Consider the following 13,035-nt stretch of genomic DNA (forward strand, 5'->3'; position numbering starts at 1 on the left):
CTGCGTTGAAACCGCCGCCCGCATCTGCGATGCCGCGGGACCGCGAAGAGAGGTTTCATGTCGGACTGGACGACCGTCAAAACGCCGGACGAGGCCGTCGAAGCGCTGATCACGCGCTACGAGGCGAGCGCCGGACGGCTGCGCCGCGCCTTCGAGGCTTTCGTCCGGGACGGCACCCAGCCGGCCCCCGCCCCGTTCGACTTCGCCTACCCCGCGCTTCGCATGGAGTACGCGCCCGGCACCGCCGTGCCGCCGCTTTCCTCGGCCTTCGGCAAGTTCGAATCGCCCGGCACCTATCAGACCAACATCGCCCGGCCCGCCTTGTTCAGGGACTATTTGTGCGAGCAGATCGGCATGCTGATGGGCCGGTACGAAGTCGAAGTGTCCGTCGGCCCGTCCCGGGAAGACATTCCCTACCCTTACGTCCTCGAATCGGCGAGCGGGGTCGACGTCGAGGCCGTGCCGCCCTCCGAGCTCGCGCGGATCTTCCCGACGCCGGACCTCGCCTCCATCGACGACGGGATCGCCAATGGGGACTGGGCGACGACCTCGCTCCTCGCCGTGGACGAGCCGCAGCCCAAGCCGCTGGCGCTCTTTCCCGCGCTGCGCACGGACTACTCGCTGCAGCGCCTGCGCCACTATACGGGGACCGAGCCCGAAGACTTCCAGCAGTTCATTCTGTTCACGAACTATCACCGATACATGGACGAGTTCGTGGAGCTGGCGGTCGAGCGGCTTCAGTCGAAGAACGGCGTCGGCGCGGACTACAAGGAGCTCGTCGCGCCGGGCGGCACGCGGGTCTCGGCGGACACCAAGGATGCGGTCCGCAAGGTCCAGTCGAGCCCGTGGCGGCGCCACCAGATGCCGGCCTACCACCTGACGGCGCCGGGCGGTCAGGGGATCACCCTCGTCAACATCGGCGTCGGGCCGTCCAACGCGAAGACGATCACGGACCACCTCGCCGTCCTCCGCCCGCAGTGCTGGATCATGATCGGCCATTGCGGTGGGCTCAGGCACTCCCAAAGGCTCGGCGACTACGTGCTCGCCCACGCCTACCTGCGGCGCGACCACGTCCTCGACCGCGACCTGCCGCCGGACATCCCGATCCCGGCCATCGCAGAGGTCCAGCTCGCGCTGACCGCGGCGGCGGGCACGGTCACGGGCGACGGGCCGAAGGCGCTCAAGCACCGCCTACGGACGGGCACGGTCGTCACGCATGACGACCGGAACTGGGAGCTGCGCTTCGAACGCGAGGCCAGGACGCTCGGCCACGCCCGGGCCATCGCCATCGACATGGAGAGCGCGACGGTGGCCGCGAACGGCTACCGCTTCCGCGTACCTTACGGCACGCTCCTCTGCGTCTCGGACAAGCCGCTGCACGGCGAGATCAAGCTGCCCGGGGCCGCGAACCGCTTCTACGAGCGGGCCATCGGCGAGCACATGAAGATCGGCATCGAGGCGCTCGAGATGCTTCGCCGCGACGGGGCCTCCGCGCTTCACAGCCGCAAGCTGCGCAGCTTCGACGAGCCGCCCTTCCGGTGAGCGCCCACGGCCATACGGATCCGCGCTTCGAAGGGGTCCGCGACGCCTTCGAAGCGAGCCTCGCGGCGGGAGACGACCTCGGCGCCGGCGTCTGCGTCATCGTGGATGGCGAGCCAGTCGTGGACCTGTGGGGCGGCCATCAGGACCGCCAGAAGACGACGCCTTGGGAGGAGGACACGCTCGCCTGCGTCTACTCCTCGGGCAAGGCGGTCCTTTCCGCCGCGATCCTCGGCGCGGTCTCGCAGGGCGCGCTCGATTACGCCGCACCCGTCAGCGAGGTCTGGCCCGAGTTCGGCGGGGCCGGAAAGCAGAGCGTCACCCTCGTCCAGGCGCTCTCCCATCAGTCCGGACTGCCCGGCTTCGCCGCGCCGAAGGACCCCTCGATCTGGCTCGATTGGGACGACACCTGCGCCGCCCTCGCCGAGATGGAACCGATGTGGCCGCCCGGCACGGCGAGCGGCTACGGCCCCCAGACCTTCGGCTTCATCGCCGGCGAGGTCCTGCGCCGCGCCACGGGCCGCACGATCGGCGAGCACCTGCGCACCCTCGGCCTCGAGGTTCATTGCAGCGTGCGCGGCGAGGCGGCCGGCCGCGTCGCGCGGATGATGAAGCCGCCTCGGGCGCCCGACCTCGGCGAGATCACGCCCGAGACCCGCGCCGCCTTCCTGGAGCCCTGGTCCTCGCCCGCCGGCGTCGATCGGGACGCCTGGCTCGCCGCCGAGATCCCGGCGTCGAACATGCACGCGACCGCGCGCGGCCTCGCCGAGGTGATGCAGGTCTTCGCGACCGGACGAATGGGCGGGAAGCCGTTCGCGACGGACGAGGCGCTGCGCGCCGCTCTCGCCGAGCGCGTCCACGGTCCCGACCGCGTCCTGCCCTTCGAGCTTTCCTGGGGCGCCGGGGTCATGCGGGAAACGCTCGGCGTCTTCGGCGGCTCCCCCACCGCCGTCGGCCATTACGGCTTCGGCGGATCCTGCGTCATGGCGGACCCCGCCCGCGGGTTGTCCTTCGCCTACGTGCCCAACAAGATGTCGCCGCACCTGGTCGGCGATCCGCGCGCCACCGCCCTCCTGAGGGCCGTGACCATGGCGCTTCGGTAACCCTGCACAACGGTCATTTGGCGTCTTCGCTAACCAACCGTTAGCCTTGTTTCGGGCACGAGTTAACTTCGCAACAAGACAGGGCGATAGGATGAGGAAGCGTCTCGCCGCCACGATCAGCGTTCTCGCGCTCGGTCTGGTTACCGCCAGGGCACAGGCCGACAGCGACTTCGACACCTTCCGCCAGCAGTTCCGCATCGACGCCGCCGCGGCGGGCGTCGATCCTACGCTTTACGACCGCGAGATGGCGACGGCGCAGCCGCTGGCCGTCATCCTCGAGCGCAACGACAACCAACCCGAGTTCAACCGCCCGATGTGGGCCTATGTCGACGGCGCGACCTCCGCCGCCCGGATCAAGGGCGGCCAGGAAGGCTACGCGGCGGAGAAGGCGCTCCTTTCCAAGATCGAGGACGAGTACGGCGTCGCCGCCGAGGTGGTCGTCGCGATCTGGGGCATGGAGTCGAGCTATGGACGCATCATGGGCGACCACGACATCGTCTCCGCCCTCGCCACGCTCGGGTTTCAGGGGCGCCGCCAGTCCTTCGGCCGGACGCAGCTGATCGCCGCCCTCAAGATTCTTCAGTCGGGCGCGGCGGACCGGGACGAGCTCAAGGGCTCCTGGGCGGGCGCGATGGGACAGACGCAGTTCATTCCCACGACCTACATCGAGCATGCGGTCGACCATGACGGCGACGGGCACAAGGACCTCTGGTCCGACAGAGGCGACGTCTTCGCTTCGACCGCGCACTACTTGGCGCAGTCGGGCTGGCGCGAGGGCGTGCCCTGGGGCTTCGAGGTGAAGCTGCCCGCGGGCTTCGACTTCGCCCATGCCGACGCCAAGCACGCGCGGACCGCAGGCGACTGGCTCGCGCTCGGCGTCGAGGCGGCGAAGGGATCGGTCTCCGAACGCATCGACCTCAACGAGCGCATCTCGATCATCCTGCCCGCCGGCGCCCGCGGCCCCGCCTTCGCGATCACCAACAACTTCCGCGCCATCCTGCGCTACAACAACTCGACCGCCTACGCGCTCGGCGTCTCCTTCCTCTCGGACGCCGTCGCGGGCCGCGACACGAGCCTCGCCCAGGACTGGCCGCGCGACGACCGGCCGCTGACCCTCGCCGAGCGCAAGTCCCTGCAGCAGGCGCTGTCCGAGAAGGGCTACGCGCCCGGTCCCGTCGACGGCATCGTCGGCGCGGGCACGCGCGCCGCGCTCCGCGCCTGGCAGAAGGATCAAGGCATGCCGGCCGACGGCTACGCCTCCGCCGTGGTGCTGGCACGCCTCCTCGAGGCGTGACGAGCCTTCCCTCCGCCGACCTCACCGTCGAGGACGGCACCCCGCGCTCATCGCGCTTCGGCGACGTCTACTACTCGGCCGCGGACGGCTTCGCCGAAGCCTGGCACGTCTTCGTCGAGGGCAACGACCTGCCCCGCCGCTTCGCGGCGCTGCGGGAAGGTCAGACCTTCACCATCGGCGAACTCGGCTTCGGCACCGGCCTCAACGTCGCCGCCGCGCTCCTCGCCTTCTACCGGCGGGACCATGATCGCGGCAGGCTCGCCATCTGGTCCGTCGAAGGATTTCCGGTTCCGCGCGAACGGTTCCGGTCGCTCGCCGAAGAGGCGGCCGAGCGCTGGGCGGAAGCCGCGCCGGTCCTGAGGGCTCTGGCTGCCGCCTATCCGGACCCCGTGCCCGGCCAGGCGGCGCTACGCATCGAAGCGGTCGACCTCGTCCTTTCCTTCGGAGAGGTGCGGCCTTCCTTGCAGAGCGCGCTCCTGCGCGCCGACGCCTGGTTCCTCGACGGCTTCGCGCCCTCGCGAAACCCGGACATGTGGTCGGAGGCGGTCATGCGCCTCGTCGGCGCCCGTTCGGCCATCGGCGCGACGGCTGCGACCTTCACCGTGGCGGGGGCGGTTCGGCGGGGGCTGCAGGCGGCGGGCTTCGACACCGAGAAGACGCCCGGCTTCGGCCGCAAGCGCGAGATGACCCGGGCCCGCCTTCTCCGCCGCCCGAGCGAGGAGTCGGTGCCCGCACCCCTGCGCCTCACCCCGCTGCTCGGCGTCCCCGCGCCGGAAGGGCCCGTCGCGATCCTCGGCGCGGGCATCGCGGGGGCCTCTCTCGCCTGGCACCTTCGGCGGGCGGGGCGGGAGGTCGTCCTCTTCGATCCGAACGGCGCCGCCTCGGGCGCGTCGGGCAACCCCGTCGGGCTCGTCACGCCCCGTTTGGAGGCGGGCGGCGGGTGGGCGGCGCGCTTCTATCGCGACGCCTACCGCTACGCCCTGTCGCTCTACGAGGACGCGGCGAGCGCTGCTCTGTCGACGCGGGGGGCGGACATCGCCGCGGACGATGCCCGCGCGGCGAAGACGATCGCGACCGGCTTGTGGCCGGAAGCGATGCTGCGCCTGGAACGAGAAGGGCTCCGCGCGGATGGCGCTGCGGCCTTGCGGCCGGCCATGGTCGTCAGAGCACTGATCGGGGACACCCCGCTCCTCGAACGGACAGGAACGCTATCCGCCGGCGCGGGAGGCTGGCGCGTCGGCGCAGACGGGCCCTTCGCGGCCGCGGTCGTTGCGTGCGGTCCCGACGCCGCGGCTCTCGGCGGGTTGCATACGGAACTTTCCGCCTCGGACGGGCAGATCGACCTTTTCGGCGGCCCCGCCCCGGCCCGGGTCCTCTCCGGAAGGGGCTACGCCGCCCCCTATGAGGACGGCGTCGCGGTCGGCGCGACCTACGCGCCCGGCCGGATCGGGGCGAGACCGGCCCCGTCCGCCGACGCGACCGAAGAGAACGAGGCGCGCGGCGAGGCGCTGCTCGGCAGCCGCCCGAGCGGATGGCGGGCGGCGGTCGCCTCGCAGCGCGCGGTCACGCCGGATCGCCACCCCGTCGCCGGGCCCCTCTTCGATCGCACCCTCTTTGCCGAGCGGTTCGAGGGCCTGCGCACGGGCCGCGTCGGCGATGCCGATCCGCCCTACGCCGAGGGGCTCTTCGTCCTGAGCGGCCTCGGCAGCCGAGGCCTGTCGGCTGCGCCGCTGCTGGCCGCTCATCTCAGCGCCCTGATCACGGGCGGACCGTCGCCCCTTGATGCGGGCGAGGCGAGCGGTGTGCACCCCGCGCGCTTTCTCATGCGGCGCATGAAGCGAGGTGATGCGGAACGAGGCTGAGTGCCTATTCGTAGCCTTCGTCAAACCTTTGTTCGCCTCCCCCTGCCCCTGACAGCAGATCGTGCTAGATCGTGGCGAAGAAGGGGAGAGTTCGTGGAAGTCGATGGCAAGGAGCGCCAGGCTCAAGGCGTAGCGCAGATCTTGACGCAGCTGTCGCGGCAGGTGCTCGAAAAGAGAGAGGTCGATGACCTGCACGCCGTGCAGTGGTCGGCCCTTCGGTACTTTCAAAGGGCGGGACGGCGGGCGTCGACCGTCATGGGTTTGTCTCGCTACCTCGGCAACACGACCGGCTCTGCCTCGAGGACCGCGAAGTCCCTCCTCGACCGCGGACTCATTCGCGGCGAGCCCGCCCGGCACGATGGCCGCTCGGTGCTCTTCTCCCTCACAAAGGCTGGCCAAGCGGCCCTCCAGCGCGACCCGCTGCTCGACGTCGTCGCGGCCCTCTCGGTGCTGGAGTCCGACGAGCTGGCCCTTCTCGGCGATCTGCTCGACAAGGTGCAGGTCGCGATGACGGAAGCCCGGAATGGAGCGGTCTGACCAGACGGCCGACATCTTGAGCGCCTTCGACGACGCGGGCATCGGCTACGCGGTGACGGACCGCGAGGGCCGCCTTCTCTCCGCCTCCCCGGCCTTCCTCGCCGAGACCCAGCTTCCGCCGGACGCCGTGCCCTCTAAGGCGGCGTGGTTCACGCTCGACGCTTCCGAGGCGGTGGTCCAAGCGGTGCGCGGCGCCCTCTGGCGAGACCTCGTCGGGGGCGGGCAGGTCTGGCGCGGCTGGGTCCGCTGGCGGCTGCCCGACGGCGAGACGAAGTTCTTCGAAGGGACGGCCAAACCACTCAGCGACACGCGCGTCGTCCTGATCGCGAACGACCACTCCGATCTCATCGAGGCCGACCGGGCCCTCGAAGAGTCCGAAGCGACGCTCCGCACCATCCTCGATCGTTTGCCGCTCTCCGTGACGCTCCAGGGACCGGACGGCCGGATCGCCTACATCAACGACTACCTGCCCAGGCGGTTGGGCCTGCCGCGGACGGCCTTCTTGAACAAGGGGCCCGGCGACGTCCTCGTCTCGAAGCCCGGCGAGGCGGTCGCCGACGCGATCCGCCGGGCCCTCGATCGCCGCGAGGCGCTCGACGCCTGGCCGCTCGACATCACGATCGGTCCCCTGGCAGGCACTAGCTGGCTTCTCTTCACCCGGCCGATCCTGGGGCATGGGGGAGACCTTCGGCGTTACCTCATCATCGCCGTCGACCGCAGCGCCGAGGCGGCACTCGCCCAAGAACGGGAGCGCTTCGCACGCACCCTCGCCGAGACGCAGAAGGTCGGCGCGCTGAACGACTTCGCCGGCGCGCTGGCCCACGAGCTCTCGAACATCCTCCACCCCGCCGGCGTCTATGCGAGGGCGCTCGCCAAGGACCCCGACCAGGTCGACCGAGGCGTCCTGGCGGGCCGTATCGCCGACGCGGTACGCAGCGCCGGCGATATCCTACGGCGTACTCTCCTCATGGCGAGGGGCGAGGCCGAGCCGCGCAAGGTGCAGGATCTGCGGCCCTTCCTGCACGAGGTGGTGGAGACGGCGCGAGACCTCGCGCCGCGTGGCCTGACCTATGCCGTCGACCCGCCCGAGGGGGCGGTCTCCGCCGTCCTCGTCGCGACCGAGTTCCGCCAAGTGCTCCTCAACCTGCTCAACAACGCGGCCGAGGCTCAGGCACATAAGGGCCGCATCCTGATCCGGGTGGAGGACGAGGCACCCTTGCCGGCGAACCTCCTCGTGCAGCCGACGGCGAGCGGCCCCTTCGCCCTCGTCGCCGTCATCGACGAGGGCGAAGGCATGGACGTGGCGACCGCCACGCATACCTTCGAGCCCTTCTTCACGACGAAGAGCGCCGGACGCGGCACGGGGCTGGGCCTGCCCGTCGTCCTCGGCCTGGTTACGGGTTGGGGCGGCACCGTTTCCGTTGACAGCGCCCCGGGCGAGGGGTCCACCTTTTCGATATGGGTTCCGAAAGGGAGCCCGAAGCGCTGGGAGGAACGAGGAGAGGTGTGAGATGAGTGCCATTCTGGTGGTCGACGACGATCCGGCGGTGGGAGAGTCGGTCCGCTTCGTCCTCGAGCGCGCCGGCTACGCCGCTACGGGGGCGAGCACGGTCGCGGCGGCCCGCGAGGCGTTGATGGCGGACGACACGGCGTTGTGCATCCTGGACGTGTGGATGGACGGCGAGGACGGGCTCGACTTCGCGGCCGAGGTGGCCCGGTCCGGCGCCCCGTTCATCGTCATGTCGGGGGGCGGGCCGGGGCGGAGCCTCGAGAGCGTCACGGCGAAGGCGGACGCGCTCGGCGCTGTCGCGGTGCTCTACAAACCCTTCGAGGACGAAGAGTTGCTGAACGCCGTTCGGGCGACGCTCGGAAAGAAGAGCTCAGAGCTCTGAGAGGACGCAACCATCGAGCCCTTGCGCGCGGACCGTATCCATGCGCGCGCGGAGCGTTCCGGCACGCGAACGGACGTAGGGGCCCGGCGGGTCGACCCGCCACTTCGCCGGGTTCGGCAGGACCGCGGCGAGGAGCGCCGCCTCGCCCTTGTTCAGCTCGCGGGCCGTCTTGCCGAAGCGTGCCTTCGCCGCGGCCTCCGCACCGAAGTTACCGTCGCCCCACTCGGCGACGTTGAGGTAGACTTCCAAGATCCGGCGCTTGGACCAGAAGAGTTCCTCCAGGCCGGTGAACCAGACCTCGAGGCCCTTCCGGACCCAGCCCCGGCCCGGCCACAAGAACACGTTCTTCGCCGTCTGTTGGGAAAGCGTCGACGCGCCGCGCATGCGCCGGCCGGCCTTCGCCTCTTCGATCGCCTTCTTGATGTTCTCGACGTCGAAGCCGGGATGCGCGCAGAACTTCGTGTCCTCAGCCGCGATGACCGCCGTGACCAGGTAGGGCGAGACGTCCTCGATCCGGACCCATCGCCGTTCGATCGTCTGGCCCTGATGGGCACGGAGCATCATCAACGAGGTCGGGCCGACGGGGATGAACGCGTGCGCGGCGACCCACAGGACCGACAGGACGATCGCGGCGACGCCGAAGAGCAGAACGCCCTTCAGAACCCGCCAGACGGGCGACCCTCGGCGCCCGCGCCGCCCCCTGCCCCGCTTCGCCAATGGCTCAGCCCGCCTCGGCGTGCGCGATGCCGGCATTGGGGCCCCGGCCCTGCGGGCTGTCGAGCCACGCCTCGCAGCACATCCTGGCGAGCTTGCGTACGCGCAGAATGTAGGACTGCCGCTCGGCGACCGAGATCACGCCGCGGGCGTCGAGCAGGTTGAAGAGGTGGGAAGCCTTGATGCACTGGTCGTAGGCCGGAAGCGCGAAGCTGCGACCCTCGTCGCGTCCGCGCTGCAGGATCGCGGCGCAGGCGGCCTCCGCCTCGCGGAACTGGTCCAGCAGCACGTCCGTGTCGGCGAGCTCGAAGTTGAACCCCGAGAACTCGACTTCCTGCTGGTGGAAGACGTCGCCATAGGTCACGCCCTGCCCGTTGTAGTCGAGATCGTAACCGTTGTCCGTGCCCTGAACGTACATGGCGAGGCGCTCTAGGCCGTAGGTCAGCTCGCCCGTGACGGGCTTGCAGTCGAAGCCGCCGACCTGCTGGAAGTAGGTGAACTGCGTCACCTCCATGCCGTCGCACCAGACCTCCCAGCCAAGGCCCCAGGCGCCGAGCGTCGGGCTCTCCCAGTCGTCCTCGACGAAGCGGATGTCGTGGAGCTTCCTGTCGATGCCGATGGCATCGAGGCTGCCGAGGTAGAGGTCCTGGATGTCCTCGGGGCTCGGCTTCAGGACGACCTGGAACTGGTAGTAGTGCTGGAAGCGGTTGGGGTTCGCGCCGTAACGGCCGTCGCCCGGCCGCCTGCAAGGCTGGACGTAGGCCGCGCGCCAGGGCTTCTCGCCCAAGGACCGCAGCGTCGTCGCGGGGTGGAACGTCCCCGCGCCCATCTCGAGGTCGTAGGGCTGCAGGACGACGCATCCCTGGTCGGCCCAATAGCGCTGAAGGCGCAAGATCAGCTCTTGGAAGGAGGGGGCCGCCGGCGTCTTTGGGGTCGTGCTCATGACGAGGGCGGTTAGCGGCGGGGCCCGCCACCGGCAAGCTGGGCCGGACGGCCCGGCTCGCCGACGCGCTCCTTGATCAGGGCGCGGGCCCGCGTGACCAAGGGGTCGGGCGCGAAGGCCTCGAGCCGGGCGAGGAGGCCGTCCGCCTCGGAGAGGTTTCCGGCGACCGCCCGGCAGAAGGCGACCATCCGGAAGGCGTCGAGCGCCCAAGCGTCGACCTCGAGCCGCGCCTCCGCCGCCGTGCAGGCCTTCTTGTCGATCGCCTGGCCGCCGAGCGATTCGAGGGCCGAGGCGAGGGTCACCGGCGGTCCCTCGGCGGCGAGACGTCCGAGGGCGGCGTCGAGCGCGCCCACGGTGTCGGCGGGGGCGGCGTGAACCTCGCGAAGGTCGAGGTCGAAGCAGAGCGATTGCGGACCGCACAGCGTGGCTTCGACGGCGCGGGGCGGCGTCCGGGTCTCGATGTCGAGGCGAGACCCGCTCCTTTCAGCCGTGACGCTGATCCGCCGAAGCGAGGAAGGATCGTCCTCAAAGTCCACGCTCAGAGAGTCGTCGACGCCCGTCAGCAGAAAGCCGCCATCCGCTGCGGGCTCGGCGCTGCAGGGCGCGCTGCAGACGAGAACCACTCTGGCGATGCCGTCCTCCGTGCCGACGCGGATGTCGGCCAACGGCGCCGTCGCAGCGAGGAGGAGCGCGGCGATCATGCGGTCTTGGTCCCCCGCTCCTGGCGCTTCGCGCGCGTCTCGCCTGTCACTAGCGTTCCCGTCCCTGCCCGGGCGGCGGCCATAGCATGCGCCGGGGGCGGGCCGCACCCCCTTCCGCGCGCTTGCCGCGATGTTTGAGAGTCCCTAACGGGCGAGCATGAGCCAAACCCGCGTGATCGAAGGCCTGTCGGAGGCCGAGGCCGGCTACGATGCCCTGTTCTGCGACGCCTGGGGCGTGATCCACAACGGTCACGACCTCTTTCCCGGCGCTGCCGACGCGCTGAGCCGGTGGCGTGACGAGCGCGGACCGGTGGTCATCATCACCAACGCGCCCCGCCTGTCCGACGTCATTCCGGCCCAGCTCGACCGGCTGGGCCTGCCCCGAAGCGCCTACGACGCCATCGTCACTTCCGGCGATGCGACCCGCGCCGAGGTCGAGCGGCGCGCGGACCTGCCCTTCTTCCGGCTCGGCCCGGCCAAGGATGACGGCCTGTTCGACGCGGTGCGCGCCGACTTCGTGTCCTTCGAAGAGGCGGGCGCGATCCTGTGCACCGGGCCGATGGACGACCTCAACGAGACGCCCGAAGACTATCGCGGCATGCTCGAGAAGGCCGCGTCGCGAAAGCTGCCCATGGTCTGCGCGAACCCCGACAAGGTCGTCCGCTACGGCGACCGCCTGATCTACTGCGCCGGCGCGCTCGGCGACCTCTATGAGAGCCTCGGCGGCGAGGTGATCCTCGCGGGCAAGCCGCACGCGCCGATCTACCGGATGGCGCGCGAGGCAGCGCTCGCTTCGGGCCGCGCGGCGGACCGCCCGCTCGTCGTCGGCGACGGGCCCGAGACGGACCTTCGCGGCGCGAACCGAGAGGGCCTCGACGCCGTCTTCGTCGCCGACGGCATCTTCTCGGAGGAGGCGCGAGGCCGGAACGGCAAGCTCGACGAGGGCCGCCTCGCGGCCATCCTCGACGCGCACGACGTGACCGCCGCCTACGGCATGGACGGACTTCGCTGGTGAGCGAGAACGGGCGCCTCCTGCGAGCGCCGCTCGCCTGCGCCCTTTCGCCCGAGAACCGCGGCTACGTCGCGGTGCTGGGGAACCTCGACGGCGTGCACAAGGGACACCAAGCGCTGCTCGCCAGCGCCGAGGGCTTGGCGAAGGCTGCCGGCGCGCCCCTCGCCGCGGTCACCTTCGAGCCGCACCCCCGCCGGGTCTTCCAGCCCGACGCGCCGCCCTTCCTCCTGACGACGCTCGCGCAGAAGTCGGACATCCTCGCGGCGCTCGGCTGCGAGCGCGTGTTCGCCCTGCCGTTCAACGAAGCCCTGCGGTCCCTCTCGCCCGAGGCGTTCGTCGACGAGGTCCTCGCGGGCGTTCTCGGCCTTCGCGGCGTCGTGGTCGGCGAGGACTTCCGCTTCGGCGCGAAGCGGGCGGGCGATGCCGCCCTCCTCGCCGAGCGCGGGGCGGCGGCGGGCCTCCTCGTCGAGACCATCGGCCTTCGCGGCGAGGACGCCGTGAAGTGGTCCTCGACCGCCGCGCGAAAGGCGCTGCGCGACGGCGACCCCGAAGGCGCGCAGGCCGTGATGGGCCGCCCCTTCGCCGTGCGGGGCACCGTCCTCGAAGGACGGCGGCTGGCGCGGGAACTCGGCTTTCCGACCTTGAACCTCGAGCTCGGCGACGTGGTCCGCCCCGCCTACGGCGCCTACGCCGTCACGGCAGCGGTGGACGGCGCGGCCTATGACGGGGTCGCCAACATCGGCGTTCGTCCGACCGTGGACGGACAAACCGAGCGGCTGGAAGCGCACCTCTTCGGCTTCGAAGGCGACCTTTACGGGCGGACGGTCGAGGTCGCGCTTCGCGCCTTCCTTCGTCCGGAGCGGCCCTTCGACGGTGTCGAAGCCCTCAAGGCGCAGATCGCGTCGGACGCGGACGCGGCGAAGAAGGCGCTCGGCGAGGCGCGTTAACGCGACCTTAAATACGTTTCTCCCAACTGACGCCCCATTCGCGTGTCATGCCTCCGGGGCAGGGAGGACTATCATGGGCAGGACTTATCCGATCGCGGCCGCGGTCATCGGCGCAGGCTTGATGCTCGCCGCCAACGCCGTCGCGGCGCCGGCGGTCACCGCCGTCTCGTCGGGCTACGCCGTCCCCGAGGCCGCGGTGAAGGACGGGCGCAGCTCGGCCGTCGAGACCTGCTTCGCGCGCGTGCAGGACCGCCTGACGGGCAAGGGCGCCGACAGCGTCACGCTCGGCTCGGTCAACCGGGCCTGGCCGGGCAGCGAGGGCTGGATCGTGGACCTGACCGTCGAGATCGCCCGCGGCGCGCGCTCGCCCCGCCTGCGCGACTACACCTGCCGCGAGGGGCGGCACGGGCTCCACCTCGCCCGCTACTAGGCGGCAAGGTTCGCCCGCGCGTCTAGGAACGCCGGGCGGTTGCGTATAGACGGGCCGTTCG

13 protein-coding genes are annotated in these 13,035 nt (G+C 70.8%); 10 read left to right on the forward strand and 3 right to left on the reverse strand.

Annotation, left to right across the window (positions count from 1 at the left end; genetic code table 11):
- Positions 1-57 precede the first annotated feature (57 nt).
- From GGQ59_RS06530 to GGQ59_RS06560, 7 genes are all read left to right on the forward strand, one after another.
- Entirely contained in the window at positions 58-1,542 is a 1,485-nt protein-coding gene (locus GGQ59_RS06530; RefSeq protein ID WP_183816982.1) for an AMP nucleosidase, read from the forward strand.
- Positions 1,539-2,642, forward strand: coding sequence for a serine hydrolase (locus tag GGQ59_RS06535; protein ID WP_183816983.1), 1,104 nt, complete (start codon positions 1,539-1,541; stop codon positions 2,640-2,642). The genes GGQ59_RS06530 and GGQ59_RS06535 overlap by 4 nt, the downstream gene beginning before the upstream one ends.
- 91 nt (positions 2,643-2,733) lie before the next feature.
- On the forward strand, positions 2,734-3,936 hold the full coding sequence (locus GGQ59_RS06540) for a lytic murein transglycosylase (protein WP_183816984.1): 1,203 nt from the start codon (positions 2,734-2,736) through the stop codon (positions 3,934-3,936).
- Positions 3,933-5,798 carry a tRNA (5-methylaminomethyl-2-thiouridine)(34)-methyltransferase MnmC2 gene (gene mnmC2, locus GGQ59_RS06545; RefSeq protein ID WP_183816985.1) on the forward strand — a complete coding sequence of 622 codons (1,866 nt, stop codon included), beginning with the start codon at positions 3,933-3,935 and terminating at the stop codon, positions 5,796-5,798. Before GGQ59_RS06540 ends, mnmC2 begins: the two co-directional genes overlap by 4 nt.
- A 93-nt stretch (positions 5,799-5,891) precedes the next feature.
- Complete coding sequence (locus tag GGQ59_RS06550; RefSeq protein WP_183816986.1) at positions 5,892-6,335, forward strand: MarR family transcriptional regulator; 444 nt, start codon at positions 5,892-5,894, stop codon at positions 6,333-6,335.
- Entirely contained in the window at positions 6,322-7,845 is a 1,524-nt protein-coding gene (locus GGQ59_RS06555; protein WP_183816987.1) for a PAS domain-containing sensor histidine kinase, read from the forward strand. Before GGQ59_RS06550 ends, GGQ59_RS06555 begins: the two co-directional genes overlap by 14 nt.
- 1 nt (position 7,846) lies before the next feature.
- Positions 7,847-8,227, forward strand: a complete 381-nt coding sequence (locus GGQ59_RS06560) for a response regulator (RefSeq protein ID WP_183816988.1) — start codon at positions 7,847-7,849, stop codon at positions 8,225-8,227.
- Here the strand turns inward: GGQ59_RS06560 and mtgA are convergent.
- From mtgA to GGQ59_RS06575, 3 genes are read right to left on the reverse strand one after another with little or no spacing between them, the layout of a single operon-like run.
- The gene (gene mtgA, locus GGQ59_RS06565) at positions 8,216-8,944 is read right to left on the reverse strand and encodes a monofunctional biosynthetic peptidoglycan transglycosylase (protein WP_246408512.1); all 729 of its coding nucleotides are present in this window, start codon (positions 8,942-8,944) and stop codon (positions 8,216-8,218) included. The genes GGQ59_RS06560 and mtgA overlap by 12 nt on opposite strands.
- Positions 8,945-8,948: 4 nt before the next feature.
- Positions 8,949-9,884, reverse strand: coding sequence for a glycine--tRNA ligase subunit alpha (locus GGQ59_RS06570; protein ID WP_183816990.1), 936 nt, complete (start codon positions 9,882-9,884; stop codon positions 8,949-8,951).
- An 11-nt stretch (positions 9,885-9,895) separates the two neighbouring features.
- Positions 9,896-10,585 carry a hypothetical protein gene (locus GGQ59_RS06575; protein WP_183816991.1) on the reverse strand — a complete coding sequence of 230 codons (690 nt, stop codon included), beginning with the start codon at positions 10,583-10,585 and terminating at the stop codon, positions 9,896-9,898.
- A 157-nt stretch (positions 10,586-10,742) separates the two neighbouring features.
- Between GGQ59_RS06575 and GGQ59_RS06580 the strand changes: the two genes are divergently transcribed.
- From GGQ59_RS06580 to GGQ59_RS06590, 3 genes are all read left to right on the forward strand, one after another.
- Complete coding sequence (locus GGQ59_RS06580; protein ID WP_183816992.1) at positions 10,743-11,600, forward strand: TIGR01459 family HAD-type hydrolase; 858 nt, start codon at positions 10,743-10,745, stop codon at positions 11,598-11,600.
- Positions 11,597-12,544, forward strand: a complete 948-nt coding sequence (locus GGQ59_RS06585; RefSeq protein WP_221400917.1) for a bifunctional riboflavin kinase/FAD synthetase — start codon at positions 11,597-11,599, stop codon at positions 12,542-12,544. Before GGQ59_RS06580 ends, GGQ59_RS06585 begins: the two co-directional genes overlap by 4 nt.
- A gap of 73 nt (positions 12,545-12,617) precedes the next feature.
- Entirely contained in the window at positions 12,618-12,974 is a 357-nt protein-coding gene (locus tag GGQ59_RS06590) for a hypothetical protein (RefSeq protein ID WP_183816993.1), read from the forward strand.
- The last annotated feature ends 61 nt before the right edge of the window (positions 12,975-13,035 follow it).

The sequence above is a fragment of the Parvularcula dongshanensis genome (genome assembly GCF_014199615.1).
Classification (GTDB): Bacteria; Pseudomonadota; Alphaproteobacteria; order Caulobacterales; family Parvularculaceae; genus Parvularcula; species Parvularcula dongshanensis.

Excerpts from the sequence above, each read along its gene's own strand:
- GGQ59_RS06530 (WP_183816982.1), top strand. The coding sequence starts at position 58 with ATGTCGGACTGGACGACCGTCAAAACGCCGGACGAGGCCGTCGAAGCG.
- GGQ59_RS06540 (WP_183816984.1), top strand. The coding sequence starts at position 2,734 with ATGAGGAAGCGTCTCGCCGCCACGATCAGCGTTCTCGCGCTCGGTCTG.
- GGQ59_RS06555 (WP_183816987.1), top strand. The coding sequence starts at position 6,322 with ATGGAGCGGTCTGACCAGACGGCCGACATCTTGAGCGCCTTCGACGAC.
- GGQ59_RS06560 (WP_183816988.1), top strand. The coding sequence starts at position 7,847 with ATGAGTGCCATTCTGGTGGTCGACGACGATCCGGCGGTGGGAGAGTCG.
- GGQ59_RS06570 (WP_183816990.1), bottom strand. The coding sequence starts at position 9,884 with ATGAGCACGACCCCAAAGACGCCGGCGGCCCCCTCCTTCCAAGAGCTG.
- GGQ59_RS06575 (WP_183816991.1), bottom strand. The coding sequence starts at position 10,585 with ATGATCGCCGCGCTCCTCCTCGCTGCGACGGCGCCGTTGGCCGACATC.
- GGQ59_RS06580 (WP_183816992.1), top strand. The coding sequence starts at position 10,743 with ATGAGCCAAACCCGCGTGATCGAAGGCCTGTCGGAGGCCGAGGCCGGC.
- GGQ59_RS06590 (WP_183816993.1), top strand. The coding sequence starts at position 12,618 with ATGGGCAGGACTTATCCGATCGCGGCCGCGGTCATCGGCGCAGGCTTG.